At 69.2% G+C, this 21,522-nt stretch carries 19 protein-coding genes; 1 reads left to right on the plus strand and 18 read right to left on the minus strand.

Annotation, left to right across the window (positions count from 1 at the left end; genetic code table 11):
• Nucleotides 1–3: 3 nt before the first annotated feature.
• The 15 genes from H8R02_RS17755 to H8R02_RS17825 all read right to left on the minus strand — a co-directional run bounded on the left by H8R02_RS17755 (nt 4) and on the right by H8R02_RS17825 (nt 15,782).
• Nucleotides 4–309, minus strand: coding sequence for a hypothetical protein (locus H8R02_RS17755; RefSeq protein WP_187082798.1), 306 nt, complete (start codon nt 307–309; stop codon nt 4–6).
• Nucleotides 310–397: 88 nt separating this feature from the next.
• The gene (locus H8R02_RS17760) at nt 398–1,966 is read right to left on the minus strand and encodes a tetratricopeptide repeat protein (RefSeq protein ID WP_187082799.1); all 1,569 of its coding nucleotides are present in this window, start codon (nt 1,964–1,966) and stop codon (nt 398–400) included.
• A complete protein-coding gene (locus tag H8R02_RS17765; RefSeq protein WP_187082800.1) occupies nt 1,963–2,919 on the minus strand; it encodes an alpha-E domain-containing protein in 957 nt (318 codons plus the stop codon). Before H8R02_RS17765 ends, H8R02_RS17760 begins: the two co-directional genes overlap by 4 nt.
• A gap of 2 nt (nt 2,920–2,921) precedes the next feature.
• On the minus strand, nt 2,922–4,370 hold the full coding sequence (locus H8R02_RS17770; RefSeq protein ID WP_435531283.1) for a circularly permuted type 2 ATP-grasp protein: 1,449 nt from the start codon (nt 4,368–4,370) through the stop codon (nt 2,922–2,924).
• Between the two features lie 108 nt (nt 4,371–4,478).
• Nucleotides 4,479–6,740, minus strand: a complete 2,262-nt coding sequence (locus tag H8R02_RS17775) for a DNA internalization-related competence protein ComEC/Rec2 (protein ID WP_187082915.1) — start codon at nt 6,738–6,740, stop codon at nt 4,479–4,481.
• A gap of 54 nt (nt 6,741–6,794) precedes the next feature.
• A complete protein-coding gene (locus H8R02_RS17780; protein WP_187082802.1) occupies nt 6,795–7,772 on the minus strand; it encodes a Bug family tripartite tricarboxylate transporter substrate binding protein in 978 nt (325 codons plus the stop codon).
• 56 nt (nt 7,773–7,828) lie between these two features.
• Nucleotides 7,829–8,725 (minus strand): hydroxyacid dehydrogenase, encoded by an 897-nt coding sequence (locus H8R02_RS17785; protein ID WP_290428119.1) that lies wholly within the window; start codon nt 8,723–8,725, stop codon nt 7,829–7,831.
• Complete coding sequence (locus H8R02_RS17790; RefSeq protein ID WP_187082803.1) at nt 8,722–9,606, minus strand: LysR family transcriptional regulator; 885 nt, start codon at nt 9,604–9,606, stop codon at nt 8,722–8,724. Before H8R02_RS17790 ends, H8R02_RS17785 begins: the two co-directional genes overlap by 4 nt.
• Nucleotides 9,607–9,611: 5 nt before the next feature.
• Nucleotides 9,612–10,301, minus strand: a complete 690-nt coding sequence (locus H8R02_RS17795; RefSeq protein ID WP_255429391.1) for a fumarate hydratase C-terminal domain-containing protein — start codon at nt 10,299–10,301, stop codon at nt 9,612–9,614.
• A complete protein-coding gene (locus H8R02_RS17800; protein ID WP_187082804.1) occupies nt 10,286–11,233 on the minus strand; it encodes a fumarate hydratase in 948 nt (315 codons plus the stop codon). Before H8R02_RS17800 ends, H8R02_RS17795 begins: the two co-directional genes overlap by 16 nt.
• Nucleotides 11,234–11,237: 4 nt before the next feature.
• Nucleotides 11,238–12,956 (minus strand): L-aspartate oxidase, encoded by a 1,719-nt coding sequence (locus H8R02_RS17805; protein WP_187082805.1) that lies wholly within the window; start codon nt 12,954–12,956, stop codon nt 11,238–11,240.
• Nucleotide 12,957: 1 nt separating this feature from the next.
• Complete coding sequence (locus H8R02_RS17810; RefSeq protein ID WP_187082806.1) at nt 12,958–13,296, minus strand: succinate dehydrogenase/fumarate reductase transmembrane subunit; 339 nt, start codon at nt 13,294–13,296, stop codon at nt 12,958–12,960.
• Nucleotides 13,293–13,628 carry a succinate dehydrogenase gene (locus tag H8R02_RS17815; protein WP_187082807.1) on the minus strand — a complete coding sequence of 112 codons (336 nt, stop codon included), beginning with the start codon at nt 13,626–13,628 and terminating at the stop codon, nt 13,293–13,295. Before H8R02_RS17815 ends, H8R02_RS17810 begins: the two co-directional genes overlap by 4 nt.
• Nucleotide 13,629: 1 nt before the next feature.
• Nucleotides 13,630–14,358 (minus strand): succinate dehydrogenase/fumarate reductase iron-sulfur subunit, encoded by a 729-nt coding sequence (locus H8R02_RS17820; RefSeq protein WP_187082808.1) that lies wholly within the window; start codon nt 14,356–14,358, stop codon nt 13,630–13,632.
• A 50-nt stretch (nt 14,359–14,408) separates the two neighbouring features.
• Nucleotides 14,409–15,782 (minus strand): MATE family efflux transporter, encoded by a 1,374-nt coding sequence (locus tag H8R02_RS17825; protein WP_187082809.1) that lies wholly within the window; start codon nt 15,780–15,782, stop codon nt 14,409–14,411.
• Between the two features lie 115 nt (nt 15,783–15,897).
• Here H8R02_RS17825 and H8R02_RS17830 point away from each other — a divergent pair, with 115 nt between their 5' ends.
• Nucleotides 15,898–19,365, plus strand: coding sequence for a transglutaminase family protein (locus H8R02_RS17830; protein WP_187082810.1), 3,468 nt, complete (start codon nt 15,898–15,900; stop codon nt 19,363–19,365).
• On the opposite strand, the gene queC is transcribed toward H8R02_RS17830, so the two are convergent.
• Genes queC through H8R02_RS17845 form a run of 3 tightly spaced genes read right to left on the minus strand, consistent with a single transcriptional unit; the run spans nt 19,331 to nt 21,511 of the window.
• Nucleotides 19,331–20,053, minus strand: a complete 723-nt coding sequence (queC, locus tag H8R02_RS17835; RefSeq protein ID WP_187082811.1) for a 7-cyano-7-deazaguanine synthase QueC — start codon at nt 20,051–20,053, stop codon at nt 19,331–19,333. The two genes, H8R02_RS17830 and queC, sit on opposite strands and share 35 nt — an antisense overlap.
• The gene (locus H8R02_RS17840) at nt 20,053–20,556 is read right to left on the minus strand and encodes a DUF3237 domain-containing protein (RefSeq protein ID WP_187082812.1); all 504 of its coding nucleotides are present in this window, start codon (nt 20,554–20,556) and stop codon (nt 20,053–20,055) included. The genes queC and H8R02_RS17840 overlap by 1 nt, the downstream gene beginning before the upstream one ends.
• Nucleotides 20,540–21,511 carry a LysR family transcriptional regulator gene (locus H8R02_RS17845; RefSeq protein WP_187082813.1) on the minus strand — a complete coding sequence of 324 codons (972 nt, stop codon included), beginning with the start codon at nt 21,509–21,511 and terminating at the stop codon, nt 20,540–20,542. The genes H8R02_RS17840 and H8R02_RS17845 overlap by 17 nt, the downstream gene beginning before the upstream one ends.
• Between the last annotated feature and the right edge of the window lie 11 nt (nt 21,512–21,522).

The following is a 21,522-nucleotide window of genomic DNA, read 5'->3' on the forward strand; positions in this document are numbered from 1 at the left end:
CCCTTACTGCAGGATGCTGTTGTACTCGCGCCCGCGCCGCTGCGGCTCGCGGTGCACCATGCGCCGCACGACCGAGCCCGCGAGCGAGCCGATGAAGGCGACGCCGAACACCACGACCAGCGCGGCGAAGCCCGCACCGAACCACCACGCGAGCCCCGCCGAGCCCCAGGTGTTCGCCAGCAGCATGCCGAGCCCGGTGAGCATCAGCAACGCGATGGCGATGCGCAGCACCACGCCGGACGGCACCCACAGGCCGATCACGAATCCGGCGATCGCGAGGCCCATCCAGAAAGCAGTTGAGATGTCCATGCGTGCAGTCTCGGACGGCACGCGGCGCGCGTTTGTAAGCGGCTCGCGCTGAGCCACGCCGGATTGCGCCTCGGGGCCGTGGAACCGGTTACGACTGTTGCAGCAGGTTCTCGAGCGCGCGCACGACACGGCCGGCCTGCGTGGCCCGCGGCTCGGTGAAGCCGCGCCGGAAGAGCCGCAGCGTGGGGTACCACGGCGAGTCCTCGCGATCCATCAGCCATCGCCAGTCCGCATTGGGCGCGAGCATCACCCAGCCCGGCTTGCCCAGCGCGCCTGTGAGGTGGGCGATCGACGTGTCGACGGTGATCACGAGGTCGAGGTTCTGGATCATGGCGGCACTGTCGCCGAAGTCGCGCCAGTCGGCAGTCAAGTCGACGAGGCGTTCTTCGCCGGGGTCGATGTCCGTGTACTCGCCCCCGTCCGACTTCTGCAGGCTGAAGCACTGCACGCCGGGCATGCCGAGCAGGCCCTGCAGGTTGCTCAGGTACATGGCCCGGTTGCGGTTGTTCATCTGGTTGGTGTAGCCGCACCACGCGAGGCCCACCTTGAACTTGCCGGACCACGGCGACAGCTTCTCGGCCCACTCGGCCACCTTCTCCTGCGGCGCGCGCAGGTAAGGCACTTCGGCCGGGATCTGCTCGATCTTGTTGGTGCCGTAGTGCAGCGGCAGCTCCAGCAAGGCCGCGTGGTAGTCGGCCTGCAGGTCGCGGCCGGGCGCCAGGCAGATGAAACCGGGGATGCTCGATTCCAGCAGCGGCACCAGCTCCGCGGGCACGATGCCGTACACCGTGGCGCCGTCGGCCTGCAGCATGGGGATGTAGCGCGCGAACTGCAGGACGTCGCCGAGGCCCTGCTCGGCATACACCGCGATGCGCTTGCCCGCGGGCGGCTGCACGGTGGGGCCCTGCCATTCCAGCTCGCTCTGCCAGAACGGCGGGCGCTGGATGCGGTCCACGTCCTTCCAGCGCTTGGCGTAGTAGCGCCAGCCTTCGTGCAGCCGGCCGTCCTGCAGCAGCGTGAAGGCCAGGTCCAGCTCGGCCAGGTGGAAGCCGGGCTTGAGGTCCAGCGCGCGGCGCAGCTGCACCTCGGCTTCCTGCACGCGGTTGAGGTTGAGAAGCGCACTGCCGAGGATGCGCACGGCGAACGGGTGGTCCGGGTCCGCGTTGACGGCCTTCCACGCATGCGTGAGCGAGCCGTCGAAATCGCCGAGGCGCCACAGGACGCCGGCGAGGTCCACGTGCGCTTCGAGGAAGTTGGGGTCGAGCCCGATCGCCTCGCGGTATTTTTCGACGCAGGCTTCGAGCTCGCCGGTCTGCTCCAGGCAGAAGGCGTAGTGCAGCACGGTGACCCGGTCGCGCAGGCCCACGTCGTGGTACAGGCGCTTGTAGACAGGCAGCGCCTGTGCGTACTGCTTGGTGCCGAGCAGCAGGTCGGCCAGCATGGGCAGCGGCTCGGGGTCCTGCGGCGCGATGCGCTGGGCGTCGCTGATCCACGCGATGGCCGTGAGCGCATCGCCCGCGCCCGCGCACGCGCGCGAGAGGCCGTAGCGCGCGGCCAGCGACGACGTGTCCGCGCGCAGCGCCTGCGCGAAGATGTTCAGCGCCTCATGGAAACGCCCTGCCATCAGCAGGGCGTCGCCCTGTTCGAGCAAATTCATGTAGTCGGAATGAGGTAATCCCGGCTGATTCTCGCACCGAGGTCGTTCACGCGGTCCAGGAACTGCGTGAGGAACGCGTGCAGCCCGTTCGAAAGGATCTCCTCGATGTGTCCGTACTGCAGCTCCGCGCGCAGCTTGCCGGCGCGGCGCTGCGTTTCCGAGGACGGGTCACTACCGACCATGTGGAGGTTCTGCACGACCTCGTTCATGCTGGCGTGCAGCGAGCGGGGCATGTCAGGGCGCAGGATCAGCAGGTCCGCCACGCGCTCGGGCTTGATGACGTCGCGGTACACCTTGCGGTAGATCTCGAAGCCGGAGACGCTGCGCAGGATGGCGCTCCAGTGGTAGAAGTCGTACTCCTGGTCCTTCTCGCTGGCGGCGCCGAAGAAGTCGCTCTGCACCGCGTGGAACTTCACGTCGACGAGGCGCGCCGTGTTGTCGGCGCGCTCGAGGAAGGTGCCCAGCCGCATGAAGTGCAGTGCCTCGTCCATCAGCATCGTGCCGACCGTCACGCCGCGAGACAGGTGCGAGCGGAACTTCACCCACTCGAAGAACTGCCCGGGGTCGCGCTCGAAGTCGCCGCTGCGGATGCGCCGGTTCACTTCCAGCCAGGTCTGGTTCTGCGTCTCCCACGCCTCGGTGGTGAGCGAGCCGCGCACCGCACGCGCGTTCTCGCGCGCGGCGCGCAGGCAGGAGATGATGGAAGACGGGTTGCCCTCGTCCTTGACCATGAACTCCATCACCTGCCGCGGCATGATCTCGCCGTGCTTGGTGGTGTAGGCGGGCATCAGCTCGCTGATCGACAGCATGCCCTGCCAGCCCACCTGCGCGACGGCGGCGCTCTGCGGCAGCAGCGAGGTCTGGTAATTGACGTCGAGCATGCGCGCGGTGTTCTCCGCGCGCTCGGTGTAGCGCGACATCCAGAAGAGGTGGTCGGCGGTGCGTGAGAGCATGGTCAGACCTCCAGCACCCAGGTGTCTTTCGTCCCGCCGCCTTGCGACGAGTTGACGACAAGCGAGCCTTCCTTCAGCGCGACGCGCGTCAGGCCGCCGGGCACCATCTGCACCTCCTTGCCCGAGAGCACGAAGGGGCGCAGGTCGATGTGGCGCGGCGCGATGCCCCGCTCCACGAACGTGGGGCAGCTCGAAAGCGACAGCGTCGGCTGCGCGATGTAGCCCGACGGATTCGCTTCGATCGCCTTGCGGAAGTCCTCGATCTCCTGCTTCGTCGCGGCCGGGCCCACCAGCATGCCGTAGCCGCCGGCGCCATGCACCTCCTTGACCACCAGGTCCTTGAGGTTGGCGAGCACGTAGCCGAGCGAGTCGCGGTCGCGGCACATGTAGGTCGGCACGTTCGAGAGGATCGGCTTCTCGCCCAGGTAGAACTCGATCATCTTGGGCACGTACGGGTAGATCGACTTGTCGTCGGCCACGCCCGTGCCGATGGCGTTGCACAGCGCGACGTTGCCCGCGCGGTAAACGTTGAGCAGCCCCGCGCAACCGAGCGTGGAGGTGGGCCGGAACGCCTGCGGGTCGAGGAAGTCGTCGTCCACGCGGCGGTAGATGACGTCCACGCGCTTGGGCCCGCGCGTCGTGCGCATGTAGACGAAGCTGTCCTTGACGAACAGGTCCTGCCCTTCGACCAGCTCCACGCCCATCTGCTGCGCGAGGAAGGCGTGCTCGAAGTACGCGCTGTTGTACATGCCGGGCGTGAGCACCACCACCGTCGGGTCGTCCGTGGTGGAGGGGGCCGATGCGCGCAGCGTCTCCAGCAGCAGGTCCGGGTAGTGCATCACCGGCGCGACGCGGTAGCTGGAGAACAGGTCCGGGAAGAGCCGCATCATCATCTTGCGGTCTTCCAGCATGTAGCTCACGCCGCTGGGCACGCGCAGGTTGTCTTCCAGCACGTAGTACTCGCCCTGGCCCGACGCGTTGGGCGCCCGCACGATGTCGATGCCCGCGATGTGCGAATAGATGTTGTTGGGCACCTTCACGCCCTTCATTTCAGGGCGGAACTGGGCGTTGCCCATGATCTGCTCCATCGGCACGACGCCGGCGCGGATGATCTCCTGCTCGTGGTAGACGTCGTGGATGAAGCGGTTGAGGGCGTTGACGCGCTGCACGAGGCCGCGCTCCATCATCGTCCACTCGTCATGCGGGATGATGCGGGGGATGAGGTCGAAAGGGATCAGGCGCTCGGTGCCGGCGCCGTCCTCGTCCTTGGCGCCATAGACGGCAAAGGTGATGCCGACCCGGCGGAAGATCATCTCCGCCTCTTCGCGGCGCGCCGCCATGGCCTCCTGCTGCTGGCGCCCCAGCCAGTCCGCGTAGGTGCGGTAGTGCTCGCGCACGCCCTGGACCTGGGACTGGCTCATGCCCCCCATGGACTGGGCCTGGAACTGCATCGGCCCGTCCGGCACCTGCGCGAACATCTCATCGAATCTGTGCATGGACGATGGTTTTCAAGTCTCCGTGACACAGGATAGCAACTTCCGGGCCCTTGTTGCGCAGGTTCATGGCACCTTGTGGTGCCAATAGCGCTGCGCCACCGCCCGCTCGCACGAGATTTCCCCCGGCTGCTGCGAGCGCCAGCGCGCGGCGCCGCACTGCGCCGAGCCGACGACCGCGATGCCCCGCTCGTCGTAGCGCGCCAGCACCGGGGGCGCGGGGTGGCCGAAGCGGTTGCGGTAGCCGGCCTGCACGAGGGCAACCGCCGGGCGGACCGCATCGAGGAAAGGCTCGCTGGACGACGTCTTGCTGCCATGGTGCGGCACGAGCAGCAGGTCGGCCGGCTGCAGCGTCGGCGCAAGCCGGAGCTCCTGCGCCTTCTCGATGTCGCCGGCCAGCAAGGCCGATGCGCGGCCGTTGGAGATGCGCAGCACGCAGCTCAGGGCATTGGGGCGTGGCGTTTCGGCGTAGTCCTCCGCGCGCGGGTGCAGGAACTCGAAAGTGACGCCATCGCGCCGCCAGCGCTGGCCGGCTTCGCAGCGTGTGGCGGGGCGCAGCTGCTGCAGCTCGTGGCCCGGTTCGATCGAGCTGAGCAAGGCCGCGGCCGGCTGCATGGCCAGAATCGCGGCGGCACCGCCCGTGTGGTCGGTGTCGCGGTGGCTCAGGACCAGTTGGTCCACGCGTTCGCCGAAGGCGCGCAGCAGCGGCACGATGACGCGGTGGCCGGCGTCGGACTCGGCGCTGTAGCGGGGGCCGGCGTCGTACACGAGGGTGGAGGTGGCTGTGCGGACGATCACCGCGTTGCCCTGCCCGACGTCGGCGGCCAGCAGCTCGAACTCGCCTGCCGGCGGCCGCACGGGCTGCCAGAGCGCGACCGGCAGCATCAGCGGCAGGCCCAGCGCGCGCAGGGCCGGCGGCAGCCGCATCGCCAGCATGGCGCCCCCGACCACACCTGCGATGCCGGCCCACAGTGGTGCGGCGGGCACCGAGAGGGTGGCAGCGGGCCAGGCAGCCAGCCACTGCAAGGCGGACGCGAGCGCCTGCACCGCGAGGGCGGCGGCGTCCCAGGCGGGGGCGATCAGCACGCCGGCCATGGCCAGCGGCGTGATGACCAGCGTCACCCATGGGATCGCAAAAAGGTTGGCGGCGAGGCCCACCACCGACACCTGGCCGAAAAGCAGCAGCGAGAGCGGGCTGAGTGCGGCGGTCACCACCAGCTGCTCGCGCACGAGCCGCATCGCCCGGGAACCCTCATGGCCGGTGCCGCTGGCGAACAGCACGCCCACCGCAACGAAACTGAGCCAGAAGCCGGCCTGCATCAGCGCCCACGGGTCGAGCGTGACGACGACCGCGCAGACCAGCAGCCACATCATGGGCCATGGCCACGCACGCCCGCCAAGGCGCAGCAAGGCGACGGTTGCGAGCATCCACACCGTTCGCTGTGCGGGGATGCCCCAGCCGCTGAAGAGGGCGTAGGCCGCTGCGAGCCCGGTACCCGCCAGCAAGGCCGCATGCTGCGCGGGCAACGCGAGGCAAAGTCGCGCGCTGCGCCGCCACGCCCATGTTACGAGCGCCGCCGCGGCCCACGCGAACATCGTGATGTGCAGCCCGGAGATGCTCATGAGGTGCGCGACGCCGGTGGCGCGGAACACGTCCCAGTCGGCGCGCTCGATCGCCGCCTGGTCGCCGACGACGAGCCCCGCGAGGATGCCTGCTACGCGCCGGTCGGCCACGCGCTCGAAGATCGCATCACGCACCGCGTGGCGAGCCTGCTCCACCGGGTGGCGCCACGTCGCGCCGACGCGCCGCGCCTCGCGGACGTAGCCCGTGGCCTGCACACCCTGCTCCCACAGCCACAGCTCGTAGTCGAAGCCGTGCGGGTTGAGGTTGCCGTGCGGTGCCTTCAGGCGCGCGGTGAGCAGCCAGCGCTCACCGGGGCGGGGGTCGGCGGCGCCGTCGTACCAGCCCAGCTGGAGCAGCGGGGGCAGTTTATCGGTGGCATGCTCCACCTCGAGGCGGAAGCGCACGCCGAGCTCGTTGCGCTGCGGCATCGCGGCGACGATGCCGGTGACCTCGATGTCGCGGCCTTCGAGCGCCGGGTCGAGCGCGTGCGATTGGTAGGCGCACGCTCGCCAGCCGGTCACCGCGAAGGCGAGGGGGATGACGAGAAATGCCGCCGCCCGGTGCCGCCTGAAGATGGACGCTGCGACGAGGCTCGCCGCGGCCATGCCCGCGTAAACCCACCACGCCCACAGCTCCCGCTGCTGCAGCTGCAGCACCGGCCCCATCACCGCGCCCGCGAGCACGGCCGCCAACCCTCCCCGCATGATCCCCATCGGCGCTCAACGCCCGGGGCCGCGGCGGCGCCGACAGACGGGTGGCTAGTTGGCGGCCAGCTTGCGCTCCTTCACCACGGTCGCCCAGTGGACGTCCTCGCTCTTGAGCGCCTTGCTGAAATCACCAGGCGTGTTGCCCACCGGCCGCATGCCCTGCACGTACAGGCGCGCCTTGATCTCGGTCTCGCCGAGCACGCGCACGGTGTCGCGGTGGATGCGGTCGAGGACGGCCTTGGGCGTGCCGGCCGGCGCGAACAGGCCGAACCAGCCGGTGCTCTGCAACTGCGGCAGCCCCGCCTCCGCCGTCGTCGGCACGTCGGGCAGCAGGGGCGAGCGCTTGTCGCTCGTGATCGCCAGCGCGCGCAGGCGGTCCTTGCCGACCAGCGCGGACGCCGCGGCGAAGTTGCCGACCATGAGGTCGATCTGGCCGGCCATGAGGTCGTTGTACGCCACGGCCTCGCCGCGATACGGGACGTGCTTGATCTCGGCCTTCGCGACGTGCGCGAAGTTCTCCCCCGCCATGTGCACCTGGCTGCCCACGCCGGCGGAACCGAAGTTGAGCTGCCCCGGCTTGTCGCGTGCGGCCTGCACCAGTTCCTTCAGCGTGCGGTAGGACGACTTGTCCGGCACCACCACGAGCATCGGCCCCTGCGCCACGTTGGTGATCGGCACGAGGTCCCTGTACGTGTCGAAGGGCATCTTCTTGTAGATGTGCGGGTTGATCGCGACGGAGCCCGACGCGAACAGCAGCGTGTAGCCGTCGGCGGGCGACTTGACGACCATCTCCGCCCCGAGGTTGCCGCCGGCGCCGGTCCGGTTCTCGATGACGACCGGCTGCTTCCACAGGTCGGACAGCTTCTGGCCCACCATCCGCGCGACGACGTCGGTGGAGCCGCCGGGCGCGAACGGGACGACGAACTTCACCGGCTTGTTCGGCCAGGCGTCCTGCGCGAAGGCGGGCGCCACCAGCATGCATGCGCAGGCCGCGGCCAGCAGGTGGAGGGTGAAACGACGCGTTGCCATGGATGCTCTCCTTCGAACTGCAGGGTTGCAAAAAACCTTCCGGTGCGCCTCGGGGCTTACCCGTGACGAGCCAGCACGCGCAGCACGCCGGTGGCCACGACGTCGCCGACACGCACAATCGATTCGCTGGTGAGGCCTGCCACGTGCGGCGTGAGCAGCAGGTTGGGCACGCCGTCGAAGTGCGGCGCGGCCCGCAGCGGCTCCTGCGCGAACACGTCGAGGGCCGCACCGCCGAGGGCACCGCTGCGCAATGCAGTGGCAAGCGCAACTTCGTCGACGATGCCGCCGCGGGAGGTATTGATGAGGACGGCGCCGCGTTTCATGCGCCCGATGCGCGAGGCGTCGAAGAGGTTCCGCGTGGACTCGGTGAGCGGCACGTGCACGCTCACCACGTCGGAGTTCGCGAGCAGGTTGTCCAGCGGCACGGAGCCGGCGATCGCCGGGTCGTGCGCGAGCAAGGTCATGCCGAGTGCGTCGGCCAGCTCGCCGGTGAGGCGGCCGATCGCGCCGTAGCCGACGAGGCCGAGGACCTTGCCGGAAATTTCACGGCCGTTCGAGAGCGGGTCGCGCGGCCACTGCCCCGACGCCACGGCTGCCGTCGACGAGTAGGCGCCGCGCAGCAGCAGCATCGCGGCGGCAATCACGTATTCCGCGACGCTGCGGGCGTTCGCGCCGGTCGCGGGGATCACTTCGATGCCGCGAGCGCCGCAGCCTTCGACGTCGATGTTGTCCAGCCCCACGCCGAGCCGGCCGACCGCCTTGCAGTTGCCAAGCGCGCCCAGCAGCTCGCCGCGCACCTGCGTGCGGTTGCGCACCACGAGCGCCTTCGCTTGCGGCGCCAGCGCAAGGACGCGCGCCGGGTCGTCGACCAGCTTCGGGTCGTACGTGACTTCATGCGCCTCGCGCAGCCGCGCGAGCCCCCCTTCGTCCATGAACTCGGTGACGACGATCAAGCGCGAACCTCCGTTTTCTGGCCGACGGCCTTGAGCGCATCGAGCAGCAGGTCGGCGAGGTGCCCGCGCGGCGTGTCGCGCGGCACCAGGATGCCCAGGCGCCGCGACAGCGGCGGCTTGCCGAAGGGCAGCGTGCGGATCGTGCGCGGGAACTGGTTCTTCACTTCGCGTGCCGGCACGATCGACGTGCCCAGGCCGTTGGCCACCATCGCGATCACGCCTTCGAGGTTGTCGATCTCCATCACGGAGCGCACGTCGATCTTGCGGCGCGTGATCTCCCGGTCGATCATCTGGCCGACACGCGCGCCGCGGTTGAAGCGCACGTAGGGCGTGTTCTCCAGCACCGCCTTGTCGGTGGTGCCGGTGGTGCCGCGATGCGTGATCACCACCAGGGGTTCGTCCATGAACGGCTTGAACTCGAGTTCCGGGCGCACCGATTCCGGCTCCGTGACGACCGCGACGTCGATCTGCCGGTGGTAGACGGCCTTCTCCAGCTCGTGCGTCAAGCCCGTGGTGACATGGAAGTCGATGCCGCGCCGCTGCTGCTGGATGCGCTTGAGCGCCAGCGGCAGCACGCCCGACACGCACGTGTGCACGGTACCCAGCTTGAGCAGGCCACCGCCGGCGTCGCGCTTGAGCCCTTCGCTCATGCTCTCCCAATGCGCGATCAGGTCGCGCGCGCGGTGCGTGAGCGCGAGGCCGCTGTCGGTGAGGATCGGCGGCCGGCGTGTGCGGTCGAAGATCGTCGTGCCCAGCTCGTCCTCCAGCGCCCGCATCTGCATGCTCACCGCCGACACCGACAGCCCGATGGCGGTGCCCGCCTCCGCGAAGCTGCCGCGGTCGGCAATGGCCACCAGCGTGTAAAGCGTCTTGACGTCCACTGCGCCTACATGACCTCGTTGTTGCGGTCGGTCGTCTCGCCGTAGCGCTGCAGCGCCGGCGTCTTCAGGCCGGCATAGAGCTTCTCGATGCCGGCGTTGATCGCCTCGTTGTGCTGCGCGAAGAGCGAATGGCCCGCGACGTCGCTCTCGACGATGAAGGGCCCGAAGTTCTCCACCTCGAAGACCCACATGGCCTGCGCGATGCCCAGCTCCTCGAGCCAGAACACGTCGCGCACCTTGCGGATGCCGCGACCCAGCAAGGCGCCCGTGCCGTAGCCCACCGTGGTGAGGTACACCGCGCCGCGTGGCGCGAGCACGTTCTTGTAATCGTCCGCCGGCATGCCGCCCTTGCCGATGATCAGGCGCGCGCCCGACTGGTCGATCCAGCGCGGCAACGACTTCGCGAAGCGGAAGCTGGCGGTGGCCGTCACCGCGCCGACGTTGTAGCCGCCCTTCCCGTCTTCGGCTGCGGCGGGCGAGCAATGGAAGTTGGCGTTGGAGAGCGCCGCGAGGTCCGGCACCGGCAGCGGCGCGCCCTCCTCCAGCACCTTGCGATAGACGCTCTCGCGCGCCGTATACACCACGCCGTTCAGGTACACCGCCGCACCGATCTCCAACTGCGCGATGTCCTCGGGTTTCGCGGGAAGGTCCAGGTGGAAGACCTTCATGCCGTCTTCGTCTACGCGTTGTTCCATTCGACCGTCTCCCTGCGCATGTAGGGCGTGAACCATTGCGGGTCCGTGCGGTACTCGATCTCGCCGCCGGGGTGGATGCGCGCCGTGGCCCGGCGCGACGAGAGGCAGAAGCAGTGCAGGCTGATCGGCATGCCGCCGGTGTGCGTGTAACCCACCTCGATGTGGCAGTCCACCACCATCGAGCTGCCGACGAAACCCATCGCGCTCATGCCGATGGAATTACCCAGGTCCTTGAGCTCCATCTCGAGGGCCGCGATCTTCGGGTCGGGGTTGCGGTTGCCGACGGTGCGCAGGCAGGCAGCCTGCTTGCCGAGGTTCATGCACGTGTCCTTGGAGCCGCCCAGGCCGATGCCCACGATGGCCGGCTGGCACGCAAGGCCGCGCTTGCCGAACTGGATCAGCGTGTCCAGCACGAAGCGCTTGATGCCGTCGATGCCGTCGCCGGGGAACAGCATGCGGTAGTCGGTGCCGAAGAGGCCGCCCTTGTGCACGGTGGTGATGTCGATCCAGTCGGCGTCCGGCTCGAAGGTCCATTCGACCTCGGGCGCGTTGATGCCGACGTTGTTGTTGTGGTCGGTGCGCCAGAGCGGGTGCACGCGGTTCGGCCGCAGCGGGATCGCCGTGGTGGCATCGGCGGTGGCCTTGCGCAGCACGCGCTCGATGGCGGTGAAGCCGTTCTCGATGGAAGCCTCGTTGCCGACCTTCACGTAGTAGCGCGGCACGCCGGTGTCGGCGCACATCGGGCGGCGGTCCTCGGTGGCGGCGTCCCAGTTGTCCTGCATGGCCTTGATCACGAAGCGCGCGAGCTTGCCGGTCTCCTTCTTCTGCGCTTCCAGGATGCCGAGCTTGTAGTCCTCGGGGATGTCGATGGCCGCGCGCTTCATGATCTCGAAGGCGGCCTCCTCGACCTTGCGGATGGGGATGCGGTTCACGGCACTATTCCTTCAGCAGCGTCTCGCCGGGTTTCACGATGTCGAATTTCACGGGCACCATTTCGAGCGTCACTTCTTCGCCGGCGGCGGCCACGCGCGTGTAGCAGCTCGAATGCAGGTCGCCTGTCTCGGGGAAGTCCTCGCGGAAGTGCGCGCCGCGGCTGTCCTCGCGCGCGATGGCGGAGACGGTGATGACGCGCGAGACATCGACCAGGCTTTCCATGTTCAGCCAGTCGTGCCAGGTGAGGTTGAAGCGGCGGTCGCCGTCCGGCACGCCTTGCGCCATGAGTGCGACGCGATGCGCGGCGATGTCGTCCAGCGCGCTGGTCATGTCGGCCTGGTTGCGCAGCACGCCGACCTTGTCCCACATCGTCTGCGAGAGCGCGTCGCGCAGCTCGTGGATGCGCGCGGCCGGTCGCGAGAAGGGATACTCGGCCCGCTCGATGCCGCGGTCGATGACGCGCGTGTCGGGGTCGCGCCAGCGGCCCTCGCGCGCCACGAACGCAGCCATCGAGTCGCCGGCTATTCCGCCGAAGACGGTGGAATTCGCAACCCCGTTGCCGCCGAGCCGGTTGGCGCCGTGCACGCCGCCGCAGTCCTCCCCGGCGGCGTAGAGGCCGGGCGATGCGGTCGACGCATCCACTTCGAACTCGACACCGCCCATCAGGTAGTGCGCCGTCGGCACGATCTCCACGCGGCCGCCCGCGAGGTCGAAGCCGCAGTCCTTGCAGCGGTTCACCATGCCGGGGAATTGCTTGGCCACCTTCTCGGGGCCGAGGTGCTTCATCTCGATGTAGATGCCGCCCATGGGCCCGGTGCGGCCCGCACGCATCTCGGCGTAGATGCCCCGGCTGACCACGTCACGTGTCGCGCGTTCGCCCTTCGGGTCGTAATTCGCCATGAAGCGCTCGCCCGCGCCGTTGAGCAGGTAGCCGCCCGCGCCGCGCAGGCCTTCTTCCAGCACGGTGCCGGTCATGCGCGTGTCGGGGCCGCCGAGCAACCCCGTCGGATGGAACTGCACCATCTCCATGTCGCGCAGCTTCAGGCCGTAGCGCAGCGCCATCGCGAGGCCGTCGCAGGTCTTGTCGCCGGAGGGCGTGTGGTAGCGGTACATCGTCGGGCCGCCGCCGGTGCCCAGCAGCACGGCCTTGGCCTGCACGAATCGGTAGATGCCGGTGCGCATGTCGATGAACAGCACGCCGGCGATGCCGGAGCCATCCGCCGCGGGGATCAGCTCGATCGCGCGATGCTCCTCCATCTCCTCGGCATCGACCGCGCGCACCTGCTCCATCAGCCGGTTGATGATCTCGATGCCGGTGAGGTCCGCCTTGTGCACCGTGCGGTCGAAGGTCTGGCCGGCGAAGGCCTTGCCGTGCAGCGTGCCGTCGGGGTTGCGGTCGAAGAAGCAGCCGACCTCGTTCTCCAGCTCCTGGATGCGCTCGATGGCGCCTTCGACGAGCCGCCACGCGAGGTCCTGCCGCGGCAGCCACTTGCCGCCCTCGATGGTGTCCATGAAGTGGCGCTCCACCGAGTCGCCCTTGTGCAGCGCCACGTTGTAGCCGCCCTGGACCATGCGGGTGCAGCCGCACTTGCCGAGGAGCCCCTTGACCGCGACTGTCACTTTCAACGCCGGGTTCGCCTTCTTCGCGTGCAGCGCGGCGAAGAGCCCGGCGCCGCCGGTGCCGAGGATCAGGATGTCCGTCTTGTGTTGTTCGATCCGCATGTCACACCACCCTGAGTGCGAAGAGCACGGCGATGCCGAGCGACAGCGCGCCGCCCCACGTCACCCACGACAGCCGGGCGCCACCCCAGGGCAGCAGTTCCAGCGCGAGCAGGCGCAGGCCGAAGAACATGTGCACCGACAGCAGCAGCACGAGACCCCATTCCCCGAACTTCACGGCGCCCATTTCGGAGAACTTGAGGAACGCGTCGAGGCGGCCCTGCTGGTCGAGGGCCATGCCGAGCACGTAGAAGTGGACCGGCAGGAAGAGGCCGAGCACGAGGCCCGACACGCGATGCGCGATCGAAGCCCAGAACCCGGCTTCCTTGTGCGAGGACCTCATGCGCCGAGCCCTCCGACGGCTGCTACGGCGCGCAGGCCCATGAGGAGCAGCACCACGCCGAAGACCGCTGCCACCGCGCTTGCCGCGGCGCGCGACAGGCGCAGCCACTCGATGAGGATGTTGCGCAGGCCGATCGGGACGTGCACCGCGACGGCCAGCACGAACAACCCGTAGAAGAAGATCCAGCCCCAGTTGCCCTGCGTACGAGCGAGGATCCCCTGCGCCGTGAGGCCCGCGCGCACGGCGTAAAGGATGACGCCAAGGTGCACCAGCACCAGCGGCGCCATCACCATCGCGCTGAGCCGCTGAAGGATGAACAGGCGCTGCTCCATCTCAATCCCGCTTGAGGAACTGCAGCAGCGCGTTTCGCTTCAGCCCCGCGATGCTTCCCGTGGGGCTCAGGTCCACCGGGCAATGCGATGTGCAGTTGCCGTGCGTGTGGCACGAATTGCAGCCTCCGCCTGCGGTGGCTTGCTTCAGCACACCCTTGCGGTCTGCATGCCGCTCGTCGTTGTACAAGGTCCACGCCCGGTTGAGCGCGGCAGGACCGAGGTAGTTTCTGTCCCAGCTCACCACATCGCAAGCCGCGTAGCACACCCCGCAATTGATGCACTCGATCGCCGCATCGGCCATCTTGCGCTGCTTCGTCTGAGGCGAAATGAGCGCCGGCGGATCGGCCCGCGTCGCCGTGCCCGCAAACGTGTTGCCCGCCTTGCGCCACTTGTCGAAGAACTCCTTCATGTCCACCACGAGGTCCTTGATGCGCGGCATGTTGCGCAGCGGCTCGATGGTGAGCGTGCCGCCCTCCTCCACGCGGCTGACATGGGTACGGCAGGTCCAGCGCGGCTTGCCGTTGACCGTCATGGCGCAGGAGCCGCACACGCCGACGCGGCAGGCGAAGCGGTAGGAGAGCGTCGGCTCCAGCGTTCGCTGCACCTCCGTCACCACGTCCAGCACCGTCTGGTTGTCGCGCCAGGGGACGGCATAGGTGCTGAACTGCGGCGACTCGGTGCCGCGGGAGATGCGCACGGTCAGCGTGCGCGCGTCGGTCGTCGGGCTCATGGCCCGCCCAGTCTATGACTTCAGGGATCCTGAATCAATACTAATTTGCTTTAGCTTTTTTGAACCATGACCCGCCGCACGGCGAAGGCATTGGCGGCCGCGTAGACGGCGAACGCCGCGGCAATCGCGACAAACAGCCCTTGCACGCCCGCCTCCAGCACCGAAAGCGCGACCCATCCGGCCGCCGCCGCAAAGACCAGCCGCGCGAAATTCCCGCCCACGGCCGGCAGCACCCGGCCGTACCCCTGGCAGGCGAAGTACAGCCCGATGCCGAACCCGTAGAGCGCGTAGCACGGCCCGACGATGCGCAGGTAGGCCACGCCGATGCGCACCGTTTCCTCGTCGCGCGTGAAGAGGTGCATCCACGCGTGCGGGAAGAGCGCGAAGGCCAGCCCGACCGCGCCGCTGAACGCGGCCGCCATCGCCGCGCCCTTCCACGCCGCGGCACGCGAACGCTCGTGCTGCTTCGCCCCCAGGTTGGTGCCCACCAGCGCCACGATGCCGGTGCCGATGCCGAAAGCGAGCGGGATGACGATGTACTCCAGCCGTGCGCCCATGCCGTAGGCGATGGCGGCATCCCTGCCTGCACGCCCTGCGAGCGCCGTGAGCACCACGACGGTGAGGTTGTTCACCACGACGTTGAGCATGCCCGGCACGCCGGCCCGCAGGAATTCGGCGATGTACGCCCACCGGAAGGCCATCGACTCGCGCCGGATGCGCACGACGCCGCCCGGCGCCTGCAGCCGCCACAGCAGGTAGACCGCCCCCGCACCGAAGCTCGTGACCAGCCCCCAGCCCGGCCCGGCCACCCCGAGCGCCGGCACCGGCCCCCAGCCGAAGATCAGCACCGGCGATAGCGCCACGTGCCCCACCACGCAAGCGAGGATGACGGCCGCCGGCGTCTTCATGTCCCCCGTGCCGCGCATCACGTTGCCGAGCAGGTTCATCGCCCAGATCGACACCGCGCCCGCGAAGATCACGTTCGAGTACGCCAGCGCCGCCTCCAGCACCGGCCCGCGCCCGCCCATGGCGCCGTAGATCCACCCGCCCAGCGGCAGCATCACGGCCGCGGAGAGCGCGCCGAGCCCCAGCGCCAGCCACAGTGCATGCGCGGCCAGCGCGTCGGCCTTGTCCCGGTCGCCGGCGCCCAATGAGCGGGCGACGGCCGACGACACCGCCTGCCCCATCCCGCTGGCGGCGCCGTGCTGCATCAGCATCACCCACGGGAACACGAGCGAGATGCCGGCCAGCGCGTCGAGTCCGAGCCGGCCGACGAACAGGCCGTCGAACGTGATCAGCCCGACGAAAGCCAGCAGGTTGAGGATGTTGGGGACCGCCAGGCGCAGCAGCGTGGGCGTGACGGGCGCCTGCAGCAGCATGCGCGTGCGGGGTGCGAGGGTCGCTGAGGCGGAAGCCGGGTCCATGGGCACTCCATTTCCGCGGACGGAAGGGTGCAGTGCTTGGGACGGGCTGTCCTTGGGTAACCGGGTGACCGCTAAACGAACCCGGCACAGGCATTCTAGTTGCTAGTATCGAGCCATGTCGATCCATGCCGCCCTGAACCACGTCACCCACTACAAGTACGACAGGCCGGTGCAGTTGGGACCGCAGGTCGTGCGCCTGCGCCCGGCGCCGCATGCGCGCAGCAAGGTCGTCTCCTATTCGCTGCGGGTGGAGCCGGCCAAGCACTTCATCAACTGGCAGCAGGACCCGTTCGCCAACTACCAGGCGCGGCTCGTGTTCCCGGAGAAGACCACCGAGTTCAAGGTGACGGTCGACCTCGTGGTCGAGATGGCGGTCTACAACCCGTTCGACTTCTTCCTCGAGCCGAGCGCGGACAAGTTCCCCTTCAAGTACGACGCCGAAGAAGCCGAGGAGCTGGTGCCCTACCTGGCGTGCGAGCCGCTCACGCCGCTGGTGAAGGCCTACCTGGAGAAGATCGACCGCACGCCCACGCCCACCATCGACTTCCTCGTGGCGCTCAACCAGCAGCTGCAGCGCGACGTCAAATACCTGATCCGCATGGAGCCCGGCGTGCAGACTCCGGAGCAGACGCTGGAGAACGCCAGCGGCTCGTGCCGCGACTCGGGCTGGCTGATGGTCCAACTGCTGCGCCGCCTCGGGCTCGCCGCGCGCTTCGTCTCCGGCTACCTGATCCAGCTGAAACCGGACGTGAAGGCGCTCGACGGGCCCAGCGGCACCGAAGTGGACTTCACCGACCTGCACGCGTGGTGCGAGGTCTACCTGCCCGGCGCGGGCTGGATCGGGCTGGACCCGACCTCGGGCCTGTTCGCGGGCGAGGGCCATATCCCGCTCGCCTGCACGCCGCAGCCGTCAGGCGCCGCGCCCATCGAAGGGCTGGTGGACGAAGCCGAGGTCGAGTTCGCGCACCACATGGCGGTCACGCGCATCTACGAATCGCCGCGCGTCACCAAGCCGTACACGGAGGAGCAGTGGGCCGACGTGCTCGCGCTGGGCGCCTCCGTGGACAAGCAGCTGCAGGCCTCCGACGTGCGCCTGACGATGGGCGGCGAGCCCACCTTCGTTTCCACGCTCGACCGCGACGGCGCCGAATGGAACACGGACGCGCTCGGCCCGACCAAGCGCGGCTACGCGACCGAGCTGGTGCACAAGCTGCGCGCGGAATACGGCGAAGGCGGCTTCCTGCATTTCGGCCAGGGCAAGTGGTACCCCGGCGAGCAGTTGCCGCGCTGGGCCCTGTCGATCTACTGGCGCGCCGACGGGCAGCCGTGCTGGCGGAACCCGAAGCTGTTCGCCGACGAGCGCGTGCCGGCGCGCTACACGGGCGAGGACGCGCGGCGTTTCATCCATCGGCTCGCGGCGAAGCTCGGCGTGACGGACAAGCACGTGCAGGCCGGCTACGAGGACGTCTTCTATTACCTGTGGCGCGAGCGCAAGCTGCCGGTGAACGTGGACCCGTTCGACTCGCGCCTGGACGACGAGCTGGAGCGCGTGCGCCTGCGGCGCGTCTTCGAGCAGAAGCTGGGCAGCGTCGTGGGCTACGCGATCCCGCTCGCGGCGGACGAAGGGCCGGCGCTCGCGGGCCCGAAGTGGGTGACGGGCCCCTGGTTCCTGCGCGACGACCGCATGTACCTGATCCCCGGCGATTCGCCCATGGGCTACCGCCTGCCGCTCGACTCGTTCCCGTGGGTGCGCAAGGGCGAGTACCCGTACCTGCACGAGCGCGACCCGTTCGAGCCGCGCGGGCCGCTGCAGGAGGTGCACACGCTGCGTGCGCGTTATGGCGCAACGCAAGAGGCGCCGCGCGTCATGCAGACGCCGGACCCCGCATGGAGCACGGGTACCCGCTCGGACATGGCCGCAGCCGCGTACGCGCCTGCCACCGGCGCCGCGGACGCGCTGAAGGCGCCGGATCGCTTCGAATCCGCCAGGGACATGATCCGCACCGCCCTGTGCGTCGAAGTGCGCGACCCGCAGCGCGCCAACGGCCCCAAGGCCGAGCGCGAGCACGGGGGCAAGAGCGGCCTGCTCTACGTGTTCATGCCGCCGCTGGCGCGCGTCGAGGACTACCTCGATCTCGTCGCCGCCGTCGAATCGACGGCCGAAGAACTGAAGGTACAGGTCATCCTCGAGGGCTACCCGCCGCCGCGCGACCCGCGCCTGAAGCTGCTGCAGGTCACGCCCGACCCCGGCGTCATCGAGGTGAACATCCACCCCGCCCACGACTGGAACGAATTGGTCGACCACACCGAGTTCCTGTACCAGGCCGCCTTCGAGTGCCGCCTCACCGCCGAGAAGTTCATGACGGATGGCCGCCACACCGGCACCGGCGGCGGCAACCACTTTGTGCTGGGCGGCGCCACGCCCGCGGACTCGCCCTTCCTGCGCCGGCCCGATTTGCTCGCCAGCCTGCTGCTCTACTGGCACAACCACCCTTCCCTCTCGTACCTGTTCTCGGGCCTCTTCATCGGCCCGACCTCGCAGGCGCCGCGCGTCGACGAGGCGCGCAACGACCAGCTGTACGAGCTGGAGATCGCCGTCAGCGAGATCGAGCGCACCAAGTCGGTCTACGGCGCGGCGATGCCGCCGTGGCTCGTGGACCGCACGCTGCGCAACATCCTGGTCGATGTCACCGGCAACACGCACCGCAGCGAGTTCTGCATCGACAAGCTCTACTCGCCCGACTCGACGACCGGGCGCCTCGGCCTGCTGGAGCTGCGCGCGTTCGAGATGCCGCCGCACGCGCGCATGAGCATCGTGCAGCAGCTGCTGATCCGCGCGCTCATCGCGCGCTTCTGGCGCGAGCCCTACCGCGCGCCCGTCACGCGCTGGGGCACGGAGCTGCACGACCGCTGGATGCTGCCCACCTTCGTGCTCATGGACATGCACGACGTCATCGCCGAGATGCGGCAGGCCGGCTTCGCGTTCGACCCCGCGTGGTTCGCGCCGCACTTCGAGTTCCGCTTCCCGCGCGTCGGGCACGTCGAAGCCTTCGGCATGGAGCTGCAGCTGCGCAACGCGCTGGAGCCCTGGCACGTGATGGGCGAGGAAGGCGCGGCCGGCGGCACCGTGCGCTACGTCGACTCGTCGCTGGAGCGGCTGGAAGTCAGGGTGACCGGCCTCAACGAGAGCCGCTACGCCATCACCGTGAACGGCAAGGCGCTGCCGCTGCAGCCCACGGGCACCGTCGGCGAGTACGTCGCGGGCGTGCGCTACAAGGCGTGGGCCCCGCCGTCCGCGCTGCACCCGAGCATCGATGCGCACGCGCCGCTGACCATCGACCTCGTCGACACGTGGATGAGCCACTCGGTGGCCGGGTGCCAGTACCACGTGGCTCATCCGGGCGGGCGCAACTACGTGACCTTCCCCGTGAACGCCTACGAGGCCGAGAGCCGGCGCCTGGCGCGCTTCTTCCGCATGGGGCATTCGCCGGGGCGGCTGCAGGTGCCGCCGGCGACGATCGACGTGCCCGGCAGCAGGGAGTTCCCGTTCACGCTGGACTTGCGCCGCCCGCCGCGGGGCTGACCCGATACTGCTCCCATCCTCGCGCGCGCAGCGCGCACGCCGGGCACGTCCCGCAGCCGTAACCCCAGTCGTGCCGGTGCGCGCGGTCGCCGAGGTAGCAGGTGTGCGTGTGCTCGACGATGAGCTGCACAAGCGCTTCGCCGCCGAGCGATTCGGCCATCGCCCACGTCTGTGCCTTGTCGATCCACATGAGTGGCGTCTCGATGAGGATGCGCCGGTCCATGCCGAGCGAGAGCGCGACCTGCATCGCCTTCATGGTGTCGTCGCGACAATCCGGGTAGCCGGAGTAATCGGTCTCGCATACGCCCGTCACCAGCACTTGCAGGCCCCGCCGGTACGCCAGTGCCGCCGCCAACGTGAGGAACAGCAGGTTGCGGCCGGGAACGAAGGTGTTGGGCAGGCCGGAGCGCTCCATGTCGAATGCCATGTCGCGCGTGAGCGAGGTTTCGCTCACCTGGCCGAGCACGCCGAGGTCGAGCACGTGGTCGTCGCCCAGGCGCGCGGCCCAGGCGGGGAACTGCCTGCGCAGCTCTTCGAGCACCGTCTTGCGTGCTTGCAGCTCCACGGCGTGGCGCTGCCCGTAGTCGAACCCGATGGTTTCGACGCGCTGGTATTTCGCGAGCGCGTCGGCAAGGCAGGTCGTGGAGTCCTGGCCGCCGGAAAACAGGACGAGCGCCGTGGTGTGCATCACGCCTCCACGAGGTAGCCGCGAATGAGCACGGCCTCGCGCTGCGGCCGCAGCGACTGCAAGGTGCCAACGAACAGGCGGCGGTTCAGCCACTCGTGCCGGCCTTGCGGCGCCCGGACGGTGATGCGAGAGAGGGCATAGCGCTCGGGCTTCACGCTGTCATCGACCACCACTTCGTTCAGCACGGTCAGTACGGCGCCGTCGGCGGTTTCCATCTCGTACTCGGCGCGCAGCTCCTTCACGCCGTCGGCGCGCAGCAACTGGCGGTCGGCGCCACCCGCGCGCACAAGCCCGGCCATCGCCTCGAACCCCGCCGCTCCCCAGAAGCGGCCGCCGGTGATCGGAACGATGAAGCGCTCGCCCAGCGGGCCAGGCCCGAGCGCCTCGCGCGGCGCCACGTCGACGGCCGCCGTCCACACCAGCGTGGCCGTGGGCTGCGGCACCGTGAGCAGACCCGCCAGCTGCTGCAGCTCGCGCATCGCATCGTCACCGTGGTCTTGCATCTCTCGCCTTTCGCTTCACGGCCTTCGCCTCGTACTGTTCCAGGAACTGCGCCAGCCGCAACGCCGCCGCGCTGGCGTCGCGTTGCGGCAGCAGCAGGCCCAGCGGCTTGAAGGGCATCGGCTCCTTCATGCGCAGCACGGCGAGCTCGCCGCTTTCCACCAGGTGCCGCACCACGCTGTACGGTACCAGCGTCAACAAGCGCTGCCGCTTGAGCATCGCCCAGGTCGCGGCCGGCACCCGCGTTATGACCTGGCAGATGCGCAGCTCGCCCGGCAACGGCGCGGTGCGCGCATCGAATTCGACCCGCGCAGCGGCGCCGGCCGGGGCCGGTAGCCAGGTTTCTTCCAGCAGGTCCATCCAGCTGAGCTGGCGGCGCCGCGCGAGCGGATGCTGCGCGCTGCACGCTATCGCGAAAGTGTCCTCCAGCAGCGGCTTGAAAGCCCACCCCTCGGGCACCACGGCCGGCTCGCGGCAACCGACGAGGTCGACCTCGCCCCGCGCCACGGCGAGCATCGCGTCGTCGATCTCCGCCTCCTTCAGCTGCACCTGCACCAGCGGCCACTTCCCGTTGAACTCGGGAATGGCGCGCACCAGCAGGCCGTTGACCGTCGCAGTGGAAGCGACCAGCCGAACCACGCCCTCACCGAGCCCGCGCCGCGCGGCCACCGCCTCCGCGCTCGCGCCGAGGCCCACCAGCATCTGCCGCGCGAACGGAAGCACGTCGCTGCACGCCGGGGTGGGCCGCACGCCGCGCGCGTGGCGGTGGAACAGGGGCGTGTCCAGCAGGCGCTCCAGGTCCGCGAGCAGTTGCGTCACGCCCGGCTGCGTCATGCCCACCGATTCGGCCGTGCGGCGCACGCTGCCCAGCGTGGCCAGCTGCACCAGCACCTGGATGTGCCGGAAGCGCGCGCGAGCGAGCAGGCGGTTGGTGAGGACGGATGCGGGTGGGTGCACGTATAAGCAAT

This window comes from Ramlibacter albus, assembly GCF_014297445.1.
Taxonomy (GTDB): domain Bacteria; phylum Pseudomonadota; class Gammaproteobacteria; order Burkholderiales; family Burkholderiaceae_C; genus Ramlibacter; species Ramlibacter albus.